The sequence below is a fragment of the Pseudoxanthomonas sp. LARHCG66 genome, assembly GCF_052871755.1.
The window spans coordinates 806,879-827,371 of record NZ_JBIXJW010000001.1 but is presented as its reverse complement, the minus strand read 5'-3'; the positions used below and the strand labels follow the sequence as shown (position 1 = coordinate 827,371).

General features: G+C 64.0%; 16 protein-coding genes and 2 tRNA genes. 14 read left to right on the top strand and 4 right to left on the bottom strand.

Annotated features, from left to right (window positions below; all coding sequences use genetic code 11):
- Nucleotides 1–11: 11 nt before the first annotated feature.
- Nucleotides 12–590, bottom strand: a complete 579-nt coding sequence (locus ACIPRS_RS03955; RefSeq protein WP_446537578.1) for a superoxide dismutase — start codon at nt 588–590, stop codon at nt 12–14.
- Nucleotides 591–747: 157 nt separating this feature from the next.
- Here ACIPRS_RS03955 and grxD point away from each other — a divergent pair, with 157 nt between their 5' ends.
- The 5 genes from grxD to ppnN all read left to right on the top strand — a co-directional run bounded on the left by grxD (nt 748) and on the right by ppnN (nt 7,502).
- A complete protein-coding gene (gene grxD / locus ACIPRS_RS03950; RefSeq protein ID WP_142123702.1) occupies nt 748–1,068 on the top strand; it encodes a Grx4 family monothiol glutaredoxin in 321 nt (106 codons plus the stop codon).
- Nucleotides 1,065–1,811: an SDR family NAD(P)-dependent oxidoreductase gene (locus ACIPRS_RS03945; protein WP_446537577.1), complete on the top strand. Its 747-nt coding sequence runs from the start codon at nt 1,065–1,067 to the stop codon at nt 1,809–1,811. Before grxD ends, ACIPRS_RS03945 begins: the two co-directional genes overlap by 4 nt.
- Complete coding sequence (locus ACIPRS_RS03940) at nt 1,808–2,410, top strand: YhgN family NAAT transporter (protein ID WP_142123704.1); 603 nt, start codon at nt 1,808–1,810, stop codon at nt 2,408–2,410. Before ACIPRS_RS03945 ends, ACIPRS_RS03940 begins: the two co-directional genes overlap by 4 nt.
- A 261-nt stretch (nt 2,411–2,671) precedes the next feature.
- Complete coding sequence (locus ACIPRS_RS03935) at nt 2,672–5,992, top strand: carboxypeptidase regulatory-like domain-containing protein (RefSeq protein WP_446537576.1); 3,321 nt, start codon at nt 2,672–2,674, stop codon at nt 5,990–5,992.
- Nucleotides 5,993–6,119: 127 nt separating this feature from the next.
- A complete protein-coding gene (ppnN, locus tag ACIPRS_RS03930; protein WP_192200478.1) occupies nt 6,120–7,502 on the top strand; it encodes a nucleotide 5'-monophosphate nucleosidase PpnN in 1,383 nt (460 codons plus the stop codon).
- Here the strand turns inward: ppnN and ACIPRS_RS03925 are convergent.
- Entirely contained in the window at nt 7,484–8,551 is a 1,068-nt protein-coding gene (locus ACIPRS_RS03925) for a sensor histidine kinase (protein WP_446537575.1), read from the bottom strand. The two genes, ppnN and ACIPRS_RS03925, sit on opposite strands and share 19 nt — an antisense overlap.
- A gap of 220 nt (nt 8,552–8,771) precedes the next feature.
- Here ACIPRS_RS03925 and ACIPRS_RS03920 point away from each other — a divergent pair, with 220 nt between their 5' ends.
- Genes ACIPRS_RS03920 through ACIPRS_RS03895 form a run of 6 tightly spaced genes read left to right on the top strand, consistent with a single transcriptional unit; the run spans nt 8,772 to nt 15,213 of the window.
- Entirely contained in the window at nt 8,772–9,266 is a 495-nt protein-coding gene (locus tag ACIPRS_RS03920; protein WP_446537574.1) for a GspH/FimT family pseudopilin, read from the top strand.
- Nucleotides 9,263–9,751: a type IV pilus modification protein PilV gene (gene pilV, locus ACIPRS_RS03915; protein ID WP_446537573.1), complete on the top strand. Its 489-nt coding sequence runs from the start codon at nt 9,263–9,265 to the stop codon at nt 9,749–9,751. The genes ACIPRS_RS03920 and pilV overlap by 4 nt, the downstream gene beginning before the upstream one ends.
- Nucleotides 9,748–10,617, top strand: a complete 870-nt coding sequence (locus tag ACIPRS_RS03910) for a PilW family protein (RefSeq protein WP_446537572.1) — start codon at nt 9,748–9,750, stop codon at nt 10,615–10,617. The genes pilV and ACIPRS_RS03910 overlap by 4 nt, the downstream gene beginning before the upstream one ends.
- Nucleotides 10,614–11,144, top strand: coding sequence for a pilus assembly PilX family protein (locus ACIPRS_RS03905; RefSeq protein ID WP_446537571.1), 531 nt, complete (start codon nt 10,614–10,616; stop codon nt 11,142–11,144). Before ACIPRS_RS03910 ends, ACIPRS_RS03905 begins: the two co-directional genes overlap by 4 nt.
- 3 nt (nt 11,145–11,147) lie before the next feature.
- A complete protein-coding gene (locus ACIPRS_RS03900; protein ID WP_446537570.1) occupies nt 11,148–14,804 on the top strand; it encodes a pilus assembly protein in 3,657 nt (1,218 codons plus the stop codon).
- Nucleotides 14,805–14,808: 4 nt separating this feature from the next.
- Nucleotides 14,809–15,213 carry a type IV pilin protein gene (locus ACIPRS_RS03895; RefSeq protein WP_446537569.1) on the top strand — a complete coding sequence of 135 codons (405 nt, stop codon included), beginning with the start codon at nt 14,809–14,811 and terminating at the stop codon, nt 15,211–15,213.
- A gap of 88 nt (nt 15,214–15,301) precedes the next feature.
- Here the strand turns inward: ACIPRS_RS03895 and ACIPRS_RS03890 are convergent.
- Nucleotides 15,302–15,378: transfer RNA gene (locus ACIPRS_RS03890), tRNA-Asn, on the bottom strand.
- Between the two features lie 81 nt (nt 15,379–15,459).
- Nucleotides 15,460–16,026, bottom strand: coding sequence for a GspH/FimT family pseudopilin (locus ACIPRS_RS03885; protein ID WP_446537568.1), 567 nt, complete (start codon nt 16,024–16,026; stop codon nt 15,460–15,462).
- A 153-nt stretch (nt 16,027–16,179) separates the two neighbouring features.
- On the opposite strand from ACIPRS_RS03885, the gene uvrB reads away from it, so the two are divergent.
- The 3 genes from uvrB to thrS all read left to right on the top strand — a co-directional run bounded on the left by uvrB (nt 16,180) and on the right by thrS (nt 20,474).
- Nucleotides 16,180–18,198 (top strand): excinuclease ABC subunit UvrB, encoded by a 2,019-nt coding sequence (gene uvrB, locus ACIPRS_RS03880; protein WP_446537567.1) that lies wholly within the window; start codon nt 16,180–16,182, stop codon nt 18,196–18,198.
- 74 nt (nt 18,199–18,272) lie between these two features.
- Nucleotides 18,273–18,347 (top strand) — tRNA-Val (locus tag ACIPRS_RS03875).
- 222 nt (nt 18,348–18,569) lie between these two features.
- Complete coding sequence (gene thrS, locus ACIPRS_RS03870; protein ID WP_446537566.1) at nt 18,570–20,474, top strand: threonine--tRNA ligase; 1,905 nt, start codon at nt 18,570–18,572, stop codon at nt 20,472–20,474.
- The last annotated feature ends 19 nt before the right edge of the window (nt 20,475–20,493 follow it).

Sequence of the window (20,493 nt, the reverse complement as noted above, 5' to 3'; positions counted from 1 at the left end):
GAGCCTGTGGATCAGCGCAGGTTGCCGGCCACGAAGTCCCAGTTCACCAGCGTCCAGAACGACTCGACGTACTTCGGTCGCGCGTTGCGGTAGTCGATGTAATAGGCGTGCTCCCACACGTCGATGGTCAACAGCGGCTTGTCTTCACCGGTCAGCGGGGTGGCGGCGTTGGACGTGCTGGCCAGGGCCAGTGAACCGTCCGGACGCTGCACCAGCCAGCCCCAGCCGGAACCGAAGGTGCCGATGGCGGTCTTGGTGAATTCTTCCTTGAACTTGGCGAAGTCGCCGAAGGTCTTGTTGATCAGTTCGCCCAGCTTGCCGGTCGGCTCGCCGCCACCGTTGGGCTTCAGGCAGTTCCAGTAGAACGTGTGGTTCCACACCTGCGCGGCGTTGTTGAACATGCCGCCCTGCGACTTGCGCACGATCTCTTCCAGCGATGCGTCGGCGAACTCGGTGCCTTCGATCAGCTTGTTGAGGTTGTCCACATAGGTCTTGTGGTGCTTGCCGTAGTGGAAGTCGATCGTCTCGCCGGAGATGTGCGGTTCCAGCGCGGTGCGGTCGTAGGGCAGGGGGGGAAGTTCGATGGCCATGGCTCGGTTCCTTACGCTAGGCGGGTAAAAAGGGGGTGCGGGCACCGTCGGGGCGATGCGAGGGCTTACACTATGCAATCCGCGGGCGAAGCCGGCGGAACGGACCGAAAGTGTACCCGACGGTGGTTGCCAAACCGTCAAGGAAGGAGAAATCAGCATGCCGGTGATGGAACGCATCCAGGCCGAAGTGGATGGCCACCCGATCGTCCTTTTCATGAAGGGCACGCCGCAGTTCCCGATGTGCGGCTTCTCCAGCCGTGCGGTGCACGCGTTGCGCGAAGCGGGCGCGGAGCATGTCTACACCATCAACGTGCTGGAAGAGCCCGAGATCCGCGCCAACCTGCCGCGCTTCTCCAACTGGCCGACGTTTCCCCAGCTTTTCATCAATGGCGAACTGATCGGCGGTTGCGACATCACGCTGGAGCTGCACGAGTCCGGCGAACTGCAGCGGATCGTGGCCGAGGCGCTGTCGCAGTGAGCCTGGTCGGGTTGCCCAAGCGTGCACCGCGCGCCCTGGACCAGCGTGTGGTGCTGGTCAGTGGCGCGCATGGCGGGCTGGGCAGTGCGGCGGCGGTCGCCTGTGCCGAAGCGGGCGCCACGGTGGTGTTGCTGGGCCGCAAGGTTCCGAAGTTGAACCGGATCTACGACGCCGTGTCGCAGGTGGGCGCGGAACCCCTGTTGTATCCACTCGACCTGGAAGGCGCGACGCCCGACGATTACGCCGAACTCGCCGACCGCCTGCACGCCGAGCTGGGTCGTCTGGACGGCGTGCTGCATTGCGCCGCCGAGTTCAAGGGGCTGACGCCGCTGGAACATACCGACCCCGCCGCGTTCGCGCGCGTCGTACACGTCAACCTGACCGCGCCCTGGTGGCTGTCGCAGGCCTGCCTGCCCCTGCTGAAGCAGTCGGACGACGCGGCGCTGGTTTTCAGCGTCGACGATCTCGCACGGGTGGGCCAGGCGTACTGGGGCGCGTATGGCGTGGCCCAGCATGGGCTGACATCGCTCGTCGGCATGCTGCACGCCGAACTCGCCAGCAGCAGCGTGCGTGTCGCCGCACTGCAGCCGGGGCCGATGCGGACCGCATTGCGCTCTCGTGCCTATGCCGACGACAACGACGCACAGGCCCGGGACGCCACCGACTACGCAGCGGCCTGTGTCACCCTGCTGTCATCTGCGGGCGCAGCGCACAGGGGGCAGATATGGAAGGTGCGGGCATGACCGTCCTGTCGGCGGCTCTGTTGCTGTTCCTGATCCTGGATCCTCTGGGCAACATTCCGGTGTTCCTCAGCGTGCTCAAGCCGTTGCCACCGCGTCGCCAGCGCATCGTGGTGGTACGCGAGTTGCTTATCGCGCTGGTCGTGCTGATGCTGTTCCTGTGGGGCGGCAAGTACGCGCTGGAAATGATGCACCTGCGCCAGGAATCGGTCGCCATCGCCGGCGGTATCGTCCTGTTCCTGATCGGCGTGCGGATGATCTTCCCCCGGCCCGAGGGCCTGATGGGCGAACTGCCCGGGGGCGAACCCTTCATCGTGCCGCTGGCCATCCCACTGGTCGCCGGCCCGTCCGGCATGGCCGCCGTCATGCTGATGGGCAGCAACGACCCGTCCCGGCTCGGCGACTGGAGTCTGGCGCTCCTGCTGGCCTGGGGCGCTACCGCAGCGATCCTGTTCTCGGCGACAGTGCTCTACAAATGGCTGGGAAGAAGCGTCTTGACCGCGATCGAGCGGCTAATGGGCATGCTTCTGGTCGCCATTTCCGTGCAAATGGTCCTGGATGGCATCGGCACCTACCTGAAGCTGACCCCGCCCAACATCTGATATTTCCGGCGCTCCGGCCCGCTGAGGGCAGTGTCCGGCGGCGACCGTCCGCCTTGTGGCTGCACGCTCATGCTGCAGTGCGGAACATTGTCATGCCGCGGTCACAAAATGGTCCTATCGTGTTAACCTGTTATTAACCTCCGCGAACGACGCGTGGGCCATGGGAACCCCTAACACGCCCTTCAGAACCGACCCACCGGGTGGTTCCGCACGTCTCGTCAGCCAGCTTCGCCACATCACTCCCGTACCGAGGTTTATCCGATGAACCAATCCCGTCGTCTTCGCCTGTCCAAGCTCAGCCTTGGCCTCGTCGTCGCACTCGCCGCCGCACCTGCCTTCGCGCAGAGCACCTCGGCTGGCGTGGGCGGCCTGGTCACCGATAATGGCGGCCAGCCCGTCGTCGGCGCCGAGGTGACCATCACCCACGTCGAATCCGGCACGGTCAGCCGCGCCACCACCGATGCCAGTGGTCGCTACAACGCGCGCGGCCTGCGCGTGGGCGGTCCTTACCAGGTGACGATCACCAAGTCGGGCTCGGGCACCAGGACCGAGGACAACGTCTTCCTCACGCTGAACCAGGTGAACACCGTCAACGCGGCGCTGACCGGCGACCTGACGACCCTGGAGACCGTGACGGCCGTGGGCTTCACCGGCGGCTCGGAAGTGTTCAGCGCCACCAAGATGGGTTCGGGCACCAGCGTCGACCAGGTGACGATCCAGGCGCTGCCCTCGATCAACGGCAACATCCAGGACTTCATGCGCCTCGATCCGCGCGTGGTGATGACCGATCGTTCGTCCGGCTCCATCACGGCCGGCGGCCAGAACCCCCGCTTCAACAAGATCACCATCGATGGCGTGTCGGCCAGTGACACCTTCGGCCTGGAAGGCAACAACATGCCTACCCAGCGCCAGCCGGTTTCGATGGAAGCCATCGAAGCCATCGACATCAACCTGTCCAACTACGACGTGACGCTTGCCGGCGCCGCAGGCGCGAACGTCAACGCCGTCACCAAGTCGGGCACCAACGAGTTCCACGGTTCGGTGTACGGTACCTACCGCGATGGCGAATGGTTCGGCAAGCACCCGCTGACGAATGCCGAGTTCAACGAGTTCACGGAAGAGCAGACCTACGGCTTTACCCTGGGTGGCCCGATCATCAAGGACAAGCTGTTCTTCTTCGCCAACTACGAAAACTACAAGCGCGGCAAGCCCAGTCCCGACCTGTCCAACACCCCGTTGATGCGTGCCGATGGTGACTTCAACGCCGCCCACCTTGCCGAAGTGCAGCGCATAGCGCGCGAAATCTGGGGCTTCGAGCCCGGCGAAACCTCGGGCAACGGCGACACCGAGCTCGACGAATACGCCATCAAGTTCGACTGGAACATCAGCGACAACCACCGCGCCGACTTCCGCTACAGCAAGCTGGAGCAGACCCGCGTGCGTCCGGAAGGTTCCGGTGCCAGCACGCTGGCGCTGAGCTCGAACTGGTTCTCGCATGAAAAGACCGTCGAAAGCTACGTCGGCCAGCTGTTCAGCGACTGGAGCGACACGTTCTCCACCGAGTTCAAGGTGTCGTACCGGGATTACTCGGCGGTCCGCGTGAGCCCGACCACTGCGCCGACCATCCAGGTCTACTTCGACGACGGCAACGCGAGCAATGCGATCACTGCGGGTGATTTCATTCGCCTGGGTACCGAGCGCAGCTCGCCAGGCAACACGCTGCTGACCGAGACCTGGAACTACTTCGGCGCGGCCACCTGGACCTTGGGCGACCATGACTTCAAGTTCGGCGCCGAGTACAGCGAGAACGAGATCTACAACTTCTTCCTGCAGGACGCTTGGGGCAACTACAGCTTCTACGTTCCGAAGCCGGGTGGTGTGGCCGATTTTGGCAACCTGACGCGCGGCCAGTACTTCGACTACGACCTGCAGACCAATCCCACCAATCCGGGTGCGATCGCGGCGCAGTACAAGAACAAGAACATCGGCCTGTTCGTGCAGGACACCTGGTACGCCACGCCGAACCTGACCTTGACGTTCGGTCTGCGCGCCGACAAGCCGGAGGCGAGCCCGAGCCCGCCGTACAACGCCTGCTTTGCCGCCGCCCCGGGCACCGCCAACGCCGCATGCGGCAGCGGGTACACGGGTGGTTTCGGTCTGGACAACTCGGTCACCTACAACGGCGACTACATCATCCAGCCGCGCTTCGGCTTCAACTACACCTTCAACTGGGAGCGCCCGGCGCAGCTGCGCGGCGGCATCGGCCTGTTCCAGGGCGATGCTCCGCAGGTCTGGGTGGGTAATGCCTACAGCAGCACCGGCATGAACTACATCTCCTACCAGAACCTCACCGACTGGCAGAACATCCGCTTCAGCGCCGATGGCCTGAATCCGTCCATCCCGGCCACCGGTACGGGCGTTCGCAACGTCAACGTGATCAGCAGCGACTTCGAACTGCCGTCGGTGTGGAAGGCCAACCTGGGTATCGACGTGGAGACGCCGTGGAACGGCATCGTCGCGTCGGCCGAGTTGCTGCTGACCGACGTCAAGAACGGCCTGTTCTATCGCACCCTGAACGTCGGTCCGGGCTACACCGGTCCGGATGGTCGCGTTCTGTACTGGAACCCGAACCTGGTGGGGCCACTGCCGTCCACAGGCAGCGCCTACACCAACAACTCGCGCTACGGCCGCAACACCTACTTCGGTGACGTCTTCCTGCTGGAGAACACCAACAAGGGCAAGGGACAGCAGTTGACGGTCTCGCTGAGCAAGCCGTTCAGCACCGAGAGCGACTGGTCCTGGATGTTGGGTTATACCCGCACCAATGCGGAAGAAGTGGCTGCGTTGACCAGCTCCACTGCAGGCTCTGGCTACGGCTCGCAGCTTGGTTACAACATCAACGAGCCGACCAGCAGCACCGCGCGTTACGAAATCAAGGATCGCTTCAGCGGCTCGCTCAACTGGTCGCACAAGTTCTTCGGTGATTACGCCACCCAGGTGGGCCTGTTCTATGAAGGCCGCAGCGGCCGTCCCTACAGCTATATCTTCACGGGTGATGCCAATGGCGACGGGCGTACGTTCAACGACCTGTTCTACGTGCCCTCGGGTCCTGGCGACGTCAAGTTCGGCAGCCTGAGCGCGACGGGGCAGTTCGTGGCGAACCCGGCGATGGAAGCGGCATTCTGGTCGTGGCTGGAGGCGCAGGACGGCCTGAGCCGCTACAAGGGCCAGCATGCCCCGGAGAATGGTTTCCGTGCCGGTTGGGTCAACACCTTCGACGTGCGCATCAGCCAGGAGCTGCCCGGTTTCTTCAAGGGCCACAAGTCGAAGATCTGGTTGGACATCCAGAACGTCGGCAACCTGATCAACAAGGACTGGGGCCACGTGCTGGACTATGGCTTCAACGCCAACAACGCGGTCGCCACCCTGGTGGGCATCCACGAAGGCCAGTACGTCTACGGCTATCGCAGTGGCACTGAGTTCGGGCAGGCCAGCGCGCTGGGCGTGCCGACCGACTCCGACCAGCAGACCAACGGCATCTCGCAGTGGTCCATGCAGGTGGGCTTGCGTTACGACTTCTGATCCACAGCACTGCAAGACGCAACACGAACGGCCGGGGCAACCCGGCCGTTTTCTTTTGGGCGGGCTCCTCAGGCCCCGGGGACTGCGCTAAAGTCCCGCCTCTGACGAACGAAGACAGGAACAACCCATGAGTGAAACGGCATCGAGGGCGTTGCCGGTGCAGGACGCGCGGATCTACCCGCGCGGTGGCCTGGACGTGCTTTCCCGCGCCGAAGTGGCGCGCCTGCGTGACGCCTCGTCCGGCGGCATGCATGAACTGCTGCGCCGCTGCGCGCTGGCCGTGCTGACCAGTGGCAGCGCCTCAGACGATCCGCGCGCCGCGCGCGATCTGTATCCGGATTTCGACATCCAGGTACTGCAACAGGACCGCGGCGTCCGCATCGACCTGATCAACGCGCCTTCGATGGCCTTCGTTGACGGCGAAATCATCCGTGGCGTGGCCGAGCTCCTGTTCGCCGTCGTGCGTGACCTGGCGTATACCGCGATCGAACTGGGCCCGGAATATGCGGCTGATCTGGAATCTTCCGCCGGCATCACCAACGCGGTGTTCGGCCTGCTGCGCAACGCGCGGATCCTGAAACCGAGCGATCCCAACCTGGTGGTCTGCTGGGGTGGCCATTCGATCTCGCGCGACGAGTACCTCTACACCAAGCAGGTCGGCTACGAGCTGGGCCTGCGCGGGCTGGACATCTGTACCGGCTGCGGCCCCGGTGCGATGAAAGGGCCGATGAAGGGCGCGACGATCGCGCACGCCAAGCAGCGCCGCGCCAAGACCCGCTACATCGGCGTGACCGAGCCGGGCATCATCGCCGCCGAATCGCCGAACCCGATCGTCAATCACCTGGTCATCATGCCGGACATCGAGAAGCGCCTGGAGGCGTTCGTCCGCATCGGCCACGGCATCATCGTGTTCCCGGGCGGCGTGGGTACAGCCGAAGAGATCCTGTACCTGCTCGGCATCCTGCTGCACCCGGACAACGCGCACCTGCCGTTCCCGCTGATCCTGACGGGCCCGACCATCGCCGCACCGTACTTCGAGCAGATCGACCGCTTCATCCGCCTGACGTTGGGCGATGAGGCCGCCGAACGCTACGAGATCATCATCGGCGACCCCGTGGCCGTCGCGAAGAAGATGATCGCGGGCGTCCGACGCGTGCGCGAGTATCGGATCGAGCACAAGGATTCGTTCTTCTTCAACTGGGCCATCCAGATCCCCGAGGACTACCAGCAGCCGTTCGTCCCGTCGCATGAAGCGATGGCAGCGCTGCAGCTGCGGCCGGGACGCGCCGTGCACGACCTGGCCGCCGACCTCCGCCGCGCCTTCTCCGGCATCGTGGCGGGCAACGTGAAGGAAGATGGCATGCGCCGGATCGAAGAATTCGGTCCGTTCGAGATCCACGGCGACGCGGCGATGATGCAAGCACTGGATGCCCTGCTGCGCGCTTTCGTGGAGCAACGGCGCATGAAGATCGCGGGCGAGTACAAGCCCTGCTACCGCGTGGTGACCTGAGGCCCGGAACTGTCAGCGGCTGATGCGTCGTACGGCATGCGGATGGTCGCCAGGTAGCGACCATCCGCTGTCTTGATGCTGACACTGCCCAGGCCCTGGGTCAGGGCATGGATGCGGGCACGCACCGAGCTGAGTCCTACCTGGTGGCCCGTCGCGACCCGCACGGAGTCGGAGGGCAGGGTGTTGGCCACCGATACCCGAAGCTCCGTTGGCCCCACTTCAACCCGGATGCTCACCTCTCCGCCGCCCGTGGAGGGCTCGATGCCGTGCCGGATGGCGTTTTCCGCTAGCGGCTGGATCGACAGGGTCGGAACCCTGACGTCGGGCAGGGTGCCGGGAAGTTCCCACGTCAGGCGCAGTCGATCACCCAGCCGTAGCTGCTCGATCTCCAGATAGCGACGCGCGAGCGACAGTTCCTCGGCAAGGGGAATGGTGTCCCGCGTCGAGAGCGCAGCCCGGAACAGGTCCGAAAGGTCCAGCAGCAACCGTTCGGCGGTGTCGGGCTTTGCGTGCAGCAGCGAGATGCCGGTGTTGAGGGTATTGAACAGGAAATGCGGCCGGATGCGGGCTTGCAGGGCCTGGAGCTTGGAGTGTTCGGCATTGACGGCGAGTTGCTTGGCCCGCCACTGGGCCTGAAACGCTCCCAGACCGAGCAGACCCACTATCAGGGAAATAGCAGTGACCTGAAGTGAGAAGCGCATCCAGCCCTCATTGGGAGCCAGCGCGAGTCCTCGCAGCGCCAGCCAGCCAGCCCCCAGCACGATCCACGTGCTCAGCAGCAGCGCGCCGAGTCCGATCTGTGCCACGACGGGTGGTCGCATCCAGGACAGCCTGGCACGGAGTACATACAGCAGCCCCAACGATGCAAGCGCGATCCACTGGATGACAAGCGACGCCACGCCGAAATAGGTCAGGCGATCTGCCTCCAAGCCTGGGGCCGCAGTCAGCACCGCAGCCAGCGCTTCGCCCGTCAGCAGAATCCAGATCAGGGTCTTGGCCTGCCACAGGGTGTCGAGGGGGCTGAGGAGGGCGGGGGAACGGGGCGGCATTGGCGCGCTCGGTCGGCGGTATGTCCGTACCATGATGCCGCAAGGTGCTGGATGGTTCTCGCACGCCCTGCCTTTCGGGACCCGAATTCCACCGTTCATTCTGGAAACGCTGGTGCGGGTAGGGGCACGCGGGCTAGCTTGGCGCGACTACAAGGGGAGTGATATGCCTGTCCCGTGTCCATCCGACCGCAACTGGCGGAAGCCCAGCGCGCTTCAGCGCATGCAGGGCTTCACCCTGATCGAGCTCATGGTCACCATCGCGGTGGTGGCGCTGCTCGCGGCCGTGGCAACCCCGGCCATGGTGACGCTGATGAACTCCAACCGGCTCAGCAGTACGGCAGGAGAGCTGACGGCCGCGCTGCAACTCGCGCGTGCCGAGGCCGTCCGGCGCAGCGCGCCGGTGACCGTGTGCGGCAGCGCGGACGGTCTCACCTGCGCCAACGGCGCGAGTTGGGCCAGTTGGATCATCGCGGGACAGAACAACCAGGACGCGACCATTGGAGTCGTGCGCAGCGGGACGCTGCCGAATGGGTTGCAGATCAGCGGGCCTGCTGCGGGGATCCGCTTCAACTCTGCCGGCCTCATCGCCGCGCAGCAGAACCTGACGGTGTGCATTCCCACCGACGAGCCTGCAGACAACCAGCGTGTCATCACGGTGCTGGTCAGCGGCGCAGTACTGACGGCACGGAACAATGGGGGAGGTGGGTGTCCATGAATGGTGGTGATTCCTTTGGGGCTTCCCGATGCCTGCGCGCGCCCCGTGGCGCGCGGCGCAACGCGCGCGGCGTGAGCCTGATCGAGGTGCTGGTAGCCGTCGTGGTCCTCAGCATCGGGCTGCTGGGCGTCGCGGCCATGCAATCCATCGCATTGCGCGGTGGCCAGAGTTCGTTTGAAAGCAGCCAGGCCGTCATCCAGACCTCGGCGATCTTGGAGGCCATGCGGGCGAACAGGCTCAACGCCAATGCCTACAACACCGCCGGCGTCGTCTGCGCCATCCCCGGAGGCGGCGCTTTGGCGCAGAACGATGTCAGAAGCTGGATCACCTCGCTCAAGAGCACCATCGGTTCGGGCCTGGCAGACGCAACTACCTGTGGATCGATCACCGGTTGTCCGGCCGCGTGCGTGATCACGGTCCAGTGGGATGACACGCGCGCTGGTGGCGGTGCCACCCGCACGGTGGTGACGAGGACCACGATATGAAGGCTCCCGGCAACGATTTCAGGGTGATCGGGGTCGCGCGTGCGGCGGGCTTTAGCCTGATCGAACTGATGGTGGCCATGGTATTGGGTCTGCTGGTCGCGGGCGCCGCGCTTGCGATCCTGCAGTCCAACCAGACGACGTACCGCTCCAACGAAGGCCTGAATCGCATTCAGGAGAATGCGCGTGTCGCGTTCGAGTTGATGTCGCGCGACATCAGGGCGGCCGGTGGTACTGCGTGCTCCAACTTCTCGGTGGTGGAAGGGGCCGGCGCGGCGGCGAATAGCTTCCGTACCGCGCCTGTGACCGGCAGCGCCACGACACTGCAAGTCATCTCCGGCGACGACACCGCTTATCGCGTGGTTGCGTCCACCAGCAGTTCGGTCGAGCTGGATCCTGAAGAACTCGATGCGGCAGACGATGCTTTCGATGTGGGCGACGTCCTGCTCCTCTGTAACGCGCGCAAGACGCACCTGGTGCAGACTAGCAGCGTGGGTGGCATGACGGTCGGCTTCGCGGCCCTGCCGGATGGCTACAACCCCAGTGCGGACGAATTCGCGCCGCCGGCAGCAGTCGTGTTGTCCCGCTTGCGCGACGTGACCTGGTTCGTGGCGGCCAATGGCCGCGGCGGCAGCTCCTTGTTCGTGAGCCGTTCGGGTGGCGCAGCGGAAGAGGTTGCCGAGGGGATCACTGGCATCGCTTTCCAGTATCTCGAATCCGGCGCGAACGCCTATACCGCCACGCCGGGCAATTGGCTCAACGTGATCGCCGTACGCGTCACCATGACGTTGACGGGACAGGATGTGGACGGCAGAGCACTGACCCGGCAATCCTCCAATGTCGTCAGTCTGAGGGGACGCACCCTATGAAATCCGTGATGCGAGCGTCGGCAAAAGCGCAGCAGGGCGTCGCCCTGATCGTCGTGCTGATCCTGCTGATCGTGATGTCGATCCTGGGCATCGTGATCATGCGCAGTTCGGCCATGCAGGAACGGATGAGCGCCAATCTGCGCGACCGCAGCCTCGGTTTCCAGGCCGCCGAAGGAGCGCTCCGCTATGCGCAGGACCAGGTGCTGGGTGCGGGCAACTGGCATACACAGATTCCCACTGCTGCCAACTGCGCTACGGGAATCTGCCCCACCGGTTCGGATCCGGTATGGGTGCAGGTACCCGCAGGGACATATGACGAGGCGCGATTGGCCGGTGCGGTCCCCGAGTACTGGATCGAGTATCTCGGGGTGGGCCCGGGTTACAAGGGCGCCTGCGACACTCTTCCGCCGTCGGTCGATTGTCAAAGCCCGATGTATCGCGTCACTGCCCGCAGCCGAGGTGTTGGTCGTGCGGATGTGGTGGTCCAAGCCAATATCGTAAGCCGCATCCCGGAACCGGGGACCTGAGCCATGAAGAAGATTCGAATCAAGAAGTCGTCTGTCGCCACGCGCCAATGGTGGGCGGCCCCGGCGGCTTTCATCGCGACCCTGCTGGCGCTGCCGGTCAATGCCGGTATCGCGATCCCGGAGGATCCGCTGACCACGGCCAGCCGCGTAGCGCCGAACATCCTCTTCATCCTCGACGATTCGGGGTCGATGGCGTTCAACTACATGCCGGACAGCGTGCCCGCCACCAGCGCGCCCGACGTTGCCATGAACGCGTACACGCGCAACACGTTGTCGTACAACCCGAACATCGCGTATCTGCCATGGATGAGGGCGGACGGTAGCCGTATGATCGGGGGCACCAGCTTCACTGCAGCGTACGGCAGCTTCAATCGTGTCGGGGGCGGCACGATCAATCTGGGCGATGCCTCCAGCTGCCGTCGATACAATTACAACACCAACGCCACAACAGACGAGTTGAGCAGCGATGGTACTGAGGTGTGTGGAGGTAACCAGGTGTTCTACGCGCCCAAGAACATGGCGAGCACGGATGCCGCCTATCTTGGCGCTGGCACGAACTACTACCGGTATCACGTCACCGGTAGCGATGTCGTCCGATCGGAATACGGCACGGTTACGCTTTCCAATCCGCAGGACGTGGCGGTCAATGGCGCCACGCCCTTCTCCGGCACGCTGGGCAACGATGCCGCCGTGGATCTTGCGCTGGCTTCGGTCACGGCGAATGTCGTGCTGGATATCACCGTGCAGAACACGGAAACCGGCAACAACACGCGCAACCTGAACTACTGGGTCTACACGCCGGGCGGTACCCAGATCTGCAGCGGTTCCCTGGGCAAGGGCAACAGCAACACCTGTCGGGCGAACCCGACGGCGGCAGGCCAGTACCATGTGTGGGTGCAGCGGGGCAACAGCCGTAGCACGGCCTACCGCGTAAGCGCCGTTCGCCGCACCACGAACAGCTGCGATGGCTCCACCAGCGGATCGGGCTGGATCAATTGCCAGGCCAATACTACGCCGACAGGTCGCACCATCGCGGCGGAGCAGTCCAACTACGCCACCTGGTTCTCTTACCACCGTACGCGCATGAAGTCCGCGAAAGCCGGTGCGAGCGAGGCGTTCTCAAGCCTCGACAGCAAGGTCCGCGTGGGTTTCCGTACGATCTGGGACGGGGAGCGGTCCGGCATCCGCTTCGACATTCCTGTCAATGACGGCAACGACGGCCGCTTCATCGACAGCACGGGCGATGTCGCCACGACTTCGAGGACCACTTGGTACAACCGGCTGCACAACGTCATCGGCTACAACGGCACGCCGTTGCGGTCCGCGCTGGACAATGCTGGCCGCTACTTCAGCGACAATTCGCAGACGGGTCCCTATGGACCGCAATCGGGAGTCAACCAGTACTCCTGCCGGCAGAACTTCTCAATTCTGACGACGGACGGTTACTGGAATGGCGCAACCACAGCTGCCGTTGGAAATGCCGATGGTACGGGGGGCACCGCCATCACCGGCCCCAACAATCAGAACTTCACCTACGCGCCGGGCGCCCCTTACACAGACTCTTACTCCAATACGCTGGCTGACGTGGCCATGCACTATTGGAAGACCGACCTGCGCACAGAATCGCACATGACCAACAATGTGCCACCCACGGCCGCGAATCCGGCGTTCTGGCAGCACATGGTGACTTTTGGCATCTCTATCGGCCTCAGTGGCAACAAGGGGTGGTCGAGCGTTGCCTCCGTACCGGCAAATGCGACCTGGAATGATCCGACGGATGGTCCTTCGGGTGGTGACGCGGATCGCATTGACGATCTTCTGCACGCGGCGGTGAACGGGCGAGGCACGTTTGTCTCTGCGTCGAACCCGTCGGAGTTCACCACGGGTCTGGGTGAGGCACTTGCGGCCATTTCGCAACGGACAAGTTCTTTCTCGAATGTGGCCTCGAATTCGGTATCGCTGGACACGGGTTCTCAGGTCTTTAACGCTACTTATGTCTCGGGTGTATGGACGGGGCAGATGACCGCGCGTGCCGTCTCCACCAGCGGCGTTTCCGGAACGCTTAGCTGGACATCTTCGATTCCGGCGCCAAGCACCCGCAAGGTGTTCACCAGTACGGGTACGGCAGGCACGACATTTCCCAGCAGCACCCAGTCAACTGCGCTCACCCGCACCGGCGGCCCAGTCAACTACCCGGTGAGTGGCGCTGACAACGCCAACTACATCAAAGGGGATACCACGCTGGAAGAGCGCAACGGTGGTTTGTTGCGCAACCGCACCTCGATCCTCGGCGACATCGTGGGTTCGTCGCCGGCCTACGTGAAGGACACCAACACGTTGTACGTGGGCGCCAACGACGGGATGCTGCATGCCTTCGATGCGCGCACCGGCGTGGAGCAGTTCGCCTACGTGCCTCGTATCGTGAATATGGGCAACCTGTCCACCCTCAGTCGCGGTGACTACACCCACAAGTTCTTCGTGGACGGCCCGATCACGGTCAGCAGCCGGTCGTTGACATCCAACAGGAATGTTTTGGTCGGCACGCTCGGTAAAGGTGGCAAGGGTGTATATGCACTGGACGTGACTGCGCCCGCCGCTGCCACGGCCGATAGCATCCATAAATGGGAGCTGGCGGAAACACCGGGCAACAACATGGGGCTTGTGCTCGGCAAGCCGATCCTTGCAAGGGTGCAGGGCGGTGGCGTCGCAGCCGTCATCGGCAATGGCGTCAACAGCACCAATGATCGCGCGGTGCTGGTGGTGATGGACGCCGAGACGGGCACCGTCCTCCGCGAGATCGATACGGGCGAAGGTTCGGCACTCGCGCCGAACGGCCTGTTCGCACCCACCGGGGTCTACGGCCCCGATGGCAGGACCTTGGCTTATGTTTACGCCGGCGACATGCTCGGAAACGTGTGGAAGTTCAACCTGAGTGGCAGCACGCCGGGCTCGTGGACCGTGAGCCGCCTCTTCAGCGCCCAGAATGGTGATGGTGACGCACAGCCGATCACGGGCGGCATTGCTGTCGCCATGAATCCACGGACCAACAAGCGCTGGGTGTTCTTCGGCACCGGTCGCTACCTCACGGCGAGTGATGCTGACTCGACCAACACCGACGTACAAAGCATGTACGGTGTGATGGATGAGGACACGACGTACAGCCGCTCCAGCCTGACCCAGCGCACCGTCGCCGTGACGGGTGCGACGGTCAACGGCTATCCCGTGCGCGCATTCGAGGCGAGGACGGCCTTGCCGGCGACATCGAAGGGCTGGTTCATCGACCTGCCAGTGCCGGGCGAGCGCATCGTCCAGGATGCGCAGGTGGTGTCGACGTTCCTGATCACGGCCAGCATGGTGCCCACGGGCAATGCATGCGACGCGGACGGCACCGGCTTCATCAACGCATTGGACGCCTTCACGGGCACGAGTGCCGGCGGGTCCTACTTCGACCTGGATGGAAACGGCCATACCGATGACGCAGCTGTGGGTGGAGACAACCTGCCCGTGGGTTCGGTCAACCTGGGCATCGGCATGCCAACTCTCCCCAACATCTTGCGAGGCTTGATGGTGGTGGCGGGGTCAAGCGGTAATGATGAGGATCCCCCGACCAGTCGGCCGCGCTGGGACCGTGCATCTTGGCGAGAGATCAGGAGAGACTGACGCAATGATTACTTTCAAGAGCGGCGCGTCGCGTGGCGGCGCCCAGGGTTTTTCCCTGATCGAGTTGATGATCGTGGTCGCGATCATGGCGATCATCGCCTCGATCGCGCTGCCCGCCTACAACGAACACGTGCGAACTAGCCGTCGTGCGGCCGGTGCAGCCTGCGTGACGCAGGCAGCCCAGCAAATGGAGCGCTTCTACACCACCAATTTGACCTACACGGGCGCCCCCCTGCCCGTATGCGACCCTGACACCGCCGAGTTTTATGCAATCCAGCGACCGGTACTTACTGCTCGGACCTACACGTTGTCCGCTGTCCCGGGGGGAAGGCAGAACGGAGACCGCTGCGGCAACCTGTCCGTCACCCAGGCGGGGGTCAGGACGCCAAATGACCGCAGTTGCTGGTGAGGCATCAATGGTTTGATCTTGATAGACGGGCTATCAAGCAATATGAAAAAAGGCCGCGATTACTCGCGGCCTTTTTTCATTCAAATCCTGGCGCCCGAAGTTGGACTCGAACCAACGACCCCCTGATTAACAGTCAAGTGCTCTAACCGGCTGAGCTATTCGGGCGGGGCGCGTATTGTAGCCAGCCGCCGGGGCGGGAACAAGCCTCCCGCGGGTCGCGTGGTCGCGCCGGCCTGTATCGGGGCTTCAGCATGGCGTGCTCATGTCCCCACGGACCGTGCGGGCTCGGCCGGTGCTGTTCACGACCACGCTCCCGGCCACCACGCCGTCATGGCAGATGCGGACGGTGAGATTGGTGCCGTAGCTCAGCCCGGAGGATTGGTAGCGCAGGAATCGGCGGCCGTTGCTGGACACGATCCGTATTCTCGGGTCCGAAGGCGCGGCGTCGTTCCGGTAGATGTCGATTTCTTCGTCGGGTTGGCGATTGCCGTCCGGATCTCGGAAGGCCAACCAGTGATCGCTCCAGTCGCTGTCCTGGCGGCATCGACCATTGCCGGCACTGGGGCAGACCACGACCGGCACGTCCTGGACGATCGCGGCCATCCGCGCTGATGCGAAATGCGAAGTCAGCAGGTGCATGGTCGCGGTCGCCTGCTGGCGCACCCGGAATCGCTGGAATGACGGCAAGCCGATGGCGACCAGCATCGTGAGAACTGCGAGACAGACCGACAGCTCGACCAGGGTGAATCCTGTCCTGCCGGTTCTCTTGCCCGTGCGGGCCCCGTTTCCGGGAGATGAGGGCATCCATGCCATCAAAGACTCCTTGTCCGAATTGACGGCTACCACAGTCATCCGCCGGGCGGGGATGCGCCATCAGGACAGTCCCTGTCCGCGTGTAGGAAATGGCTGCAGGGGCTGTCACGCAGGCGCGGCTATACTCAATGGTTGGCTCCCGGGCGGCGTGCGATGACTGATCGTTTCCAGCTTGTTTCCCCGTATTCGCCTGCCGGTGACCAGCCGCAGGCCATCGAGAGGCTCGTGCAGAATTTCGAGGCGGGATTGGCGAAGCAGACCCTGCTGGGCGTGACGGGTTCAGGCAAGACGTACACCATCGCCAACGTGGTCCAGCAGGTGCAGAAGCCGACCCTGGTGATGGCGCCCAACAAGACCCTGGCCGCGCAGCTGTATGGCGAGTTCAAGGCGTTTTTCCCGCACAACGCGGTGGAATACTTCGTCAGCTATTACGACTACTACCAGCCGGAAGCCTATGTCCCGGCTAGCGACACCTTCATCGAGAAGGACAGCTCGATCAACGAGCACATCGAACAGATGCGGCTGGCAGCGACCAAGACGCTGCTTTCGCGACCGGACGCGCTGGTGGTGGCGACCGTGTCCGCGATCTACGGTCTGGGTGCGCCGGAGGACTACCTGTCGTTGCGGCTGATCCTGTCGCTGGCCGAACGCATCGACCAGCGCGAGCTGATCCGTCACCTGACCCAGCTGCAGTACACCCGCAACGAGTACGAGTTGCAGCGCGGCACGTTCCGCGTACGCGGCGAGGTGATCGATGTGCATCCGGCGGAAAGCGACATGGAAGCACTGCGCATCGAACTGTTCGATGGCGAGGTCGAAGGGCTGACCCTGTTCGATCCGCTCACCGGCGAATCCATGCGCAAGCTGCAGCGCTACACCGTGTATCCGAAAACCCACTATGCGACCACGCGTGAACGCGTGCTGGCAGCCATCGATACCATCAAGGTCGAGTTGAAGGACCGCCTGGAGCAGCTCTACGCGCAGAACAAGCTGGTCGAAGCCCAGCGGCTCGCCCAGCGTACGCAGTTCGACGTGGAGATGATGGCGGAGGTCGGTTTCTGTTCGGGCATCGAGAACTACTCGCGCCACCTGACCGGCAAGGCACCGGGCGAGCCGCCGCCCACGCTGTTCGACTACCTGCCGGCCGACGCGCTGCTGGTGATCGACGAATCGCACGTGACCATCCCGCAGATCGGCGCCATGTACAAGGGCGATCGTTCACGCAAGGAAACGCTGGTGGAGTTCGGGTTCCGCCTGCCGTCGGCGCTGGACAACCGGCCACTGCGTTTCGAGGAGTGGGAAGCGCGTTCGCCACGCAGCATCTATGTCTCCGCGACACCCGGGCCTTACGAGCTGCGGGAGTCCAACGGCGAGATCGTCGAACTGGTGGTGCGCCCGACCGGCCTGATCGATCCGGAGGTGGAGATCCGCCCGGTCGGCACGCAGGTGGACGATCTGCTGTCCCAGATCAATGAACGCGTGTCGTGGGGCGACCGCGTGCTGGTGACCACGCTGACCAAGCGCATGGCCGAAAACCTGACCGAATACCTGGGCGACCACGGCATCAAGGTGCGCTACCTGCATTCGGACGTGGACACGGTAGAGCGCGTGGAGATCATCCGCGACCTGCGCCTGGGCAAGTTCGATGTGCTGGTCGGCATCAACCTGCTGCGCGAAGGACTGGACATGCCGGAGGTGTCGCTGGTCGCGATCCTGGACGCGGACAAGGAGGGCTTCCTGCGTTCCACCGGTTCGCTGATCCAGACCATCGGCCGGGCCGCCCGCAACCTGCGCGGCAAGGCGATCCTGTACGCGGACCGCATGACCCGGTCCATGCAGGCCGCCATCGACGAAACCGGCCGGCGCCGCGAGAAACAGGTGGAATACAACCTGGAACATGGCATCACGCCCAAGTCGGTGGCGCGGCCGATCGTGGACATCCTGGAAGGGGCGCGCAGCGAGGGCGCCGAGACCAAGGGCGGCCGGGGCAAGGCACGCCGGGTGGCGGAGGAGCCTGCCGACTACGGCTCCCTGGATCCGGCACAGGCGCTGGCCAAGATCAAGGCGCTGGAGCAGCAGATGTACCAGCACGCCCGCGACCTGGAGTTCGAGGATGCCGCGCGCCTGCGCGACAAGATCCGGCGCCTGAAGGAGGCCAGCCTCGGTGCCTGAGCCGTCCGTGCACGGCCTGGTTGTCGGCGACCCCGCTTCCGGGCTAGAATTCGCGCCCCTGCAAAGGGCAGACCGGGCGGTTAGCTCAGCGGTAGAGCACTACCTTGACATGGTAGGGGTCACAGGTTCGAACCCTGTACCGCCCACCACGCTTCCACAGCGTGGCATCGTTTCCCTTTGACGCCATCCGCAGCATCACGAGGTGGCCCGCGGAAACGCCGGCCGAGCGTGCGACATGAGCACTACCACCGCCTGAACATGGCACTGCCCGAGGCTCTGCATCCCGTAGGCGCCCTCGTGGCGCTTTTTTCATGCCCGTACACGCCCGGACGCCATCGCGCCGGCGTCACCCAGACCGAGTCCACGCTCCGATGATCACGATCACGCTCCCCGACGGCAGCCGCCGCGAGTTCGAGAACCCCGTTTCCGTCATGCAGGTGGCCCAGTCCATCGGCGCGGGCCTGGCCAAGGCCACCCTGGCAGGTGCGGTGGACGGGAAGCTGGTGGACGCCAGCGACGTCATCGACCACGACGCCAGCCTGCGCATCATCACGCCGAAGGACGAGGAAGGTCTGGAGATCATCCGCCACTCCTGCGCGCACCTGGTCGGCCATGCGGTGAAGCAGCTCTATCCCGACGTGAAGATGGTCATCGGCCCCGTGATCGCCGAGGGCTTCTACTACGACATCTACAGCGAACGCCCGTTCACGCCGGAAGACCTGGCGGCGGTCGAGCAGCGCATGCAGGAACTGATCGCGCAGGACTACGACGTTATCAAGAAGATGACGCCGCGCGCCGAGGTGATCGAGGTCTTCAAGGCCCGCGGCGAGGACTACAAGCTGCGTTTGATCGACGACATGCCCGACGAAACCGCGATGGGCCTGTACTACCACCAGGAATACGTGGACATGTGCCGCGGGCCGCATGTGCCCAACACGCGCTTCCTGAAGGCGTTCAAACTGACCCGCATCTCCGGCGCATACTGGCGCGGCGATGCCAAGAACGAGCAGCTGCAGCGCATCTACGGCACGGCGTGGGCCGACAAGAAGCAGCTGGAAGCCTATATCCAACGCATCGAGGAAGCGGAGAAGCGCGACCACCGCAAGATCGGCAAGCAGCAGGAGCTGTTCCACCTGCAGGAAGAGGCGCCGGGCCTGGTGTTCTGGCACCCCAAGGGCTGGGCCATCTGGCAGGTGGTCGAGCAGTACATGCGCAAGGTCTACCGCGACAGCGGATACCAGGAAGTGCGCTGCCCGCAGATCCTTGATGTCGCCCTGTGGAAGAAGTCGGGTCACTGGGACAACTACAAGGAAAACATGTTCTTCAGCGAGTCGGAGAACCGCACCTACGCGGTCAAGCCGATGAACTGCCCGGGCCACGTGCAGGTGTTCAACCAGGGCCTGCACAGCTACCGCGACCTGCCGATCCGCTACGGCGAGTTCGGCGCCTGCCACCGCAACGAGCCCTCGGGCGCACTGCATGGCATCCTGCGCGTGCGCGGCTTCACCCAGGACGATGGCCACATCTTCTGCACGGAAGACCAGATCGAGGCCGAGGTGACGGCGTTCCACCAGCAGGCGTTGAAGGTGTACGCGGACTTCGGCTTCGAGGACATCCAGATCAAGATCGCCCTGCGCCCCGAGTCACGCCTGGGCGACGACGCCACCTGGGACAAGGCCGAGACTGCTCTCCGTGCCGCCCTGCGCAGCTGCGGGGTGGAATGGCAGGAACTGCCGGGCGAAGGCGCCTTCTACGGCCCGAAGATCGAGTACCACCTGAAGGACGCCATCGGCCGCACCTGGCAGCTGGGCACCATGCAGGTCGACTTCATGATGCCGGGCCGCCTGGGGGCCGAGTACGTGGACGAGAACAGCCAGCGCCAGCAGCCGGTCATGCTCCACCGGGCCATCGTGGGCTCCATGGAGCGGTTCATCGGCATCCTGATCGAGCACCATGCTGGTGCATTCCCGTCCTGGCTGGCGCCCCAGCAGGCCGTGGTGATGAATATCACCGATGCCCAGGCCGATTATGTGGCCGATGTCCGGAAAACCCTTTCAAATCAAGGGTTCCGGGTGGCGGCCGATTTGCGGAACGAGAAGATCGGCTATAAGATTCGCGAGCACACGCTGCAGCGGGTGCCGTACCTGCTGGTGGTCGGAGACCGCGAGAAGGAAAATGGCGCCATCGCCGTGCGTACGCGTTCCGGGGAAGATCTGGGCACGATGTCCGTCGCCGCCTTCGCCGAACGTTTGCGGAACGAGCACGCTACGCAATAATTGGTTCCGGTCCTTCGCG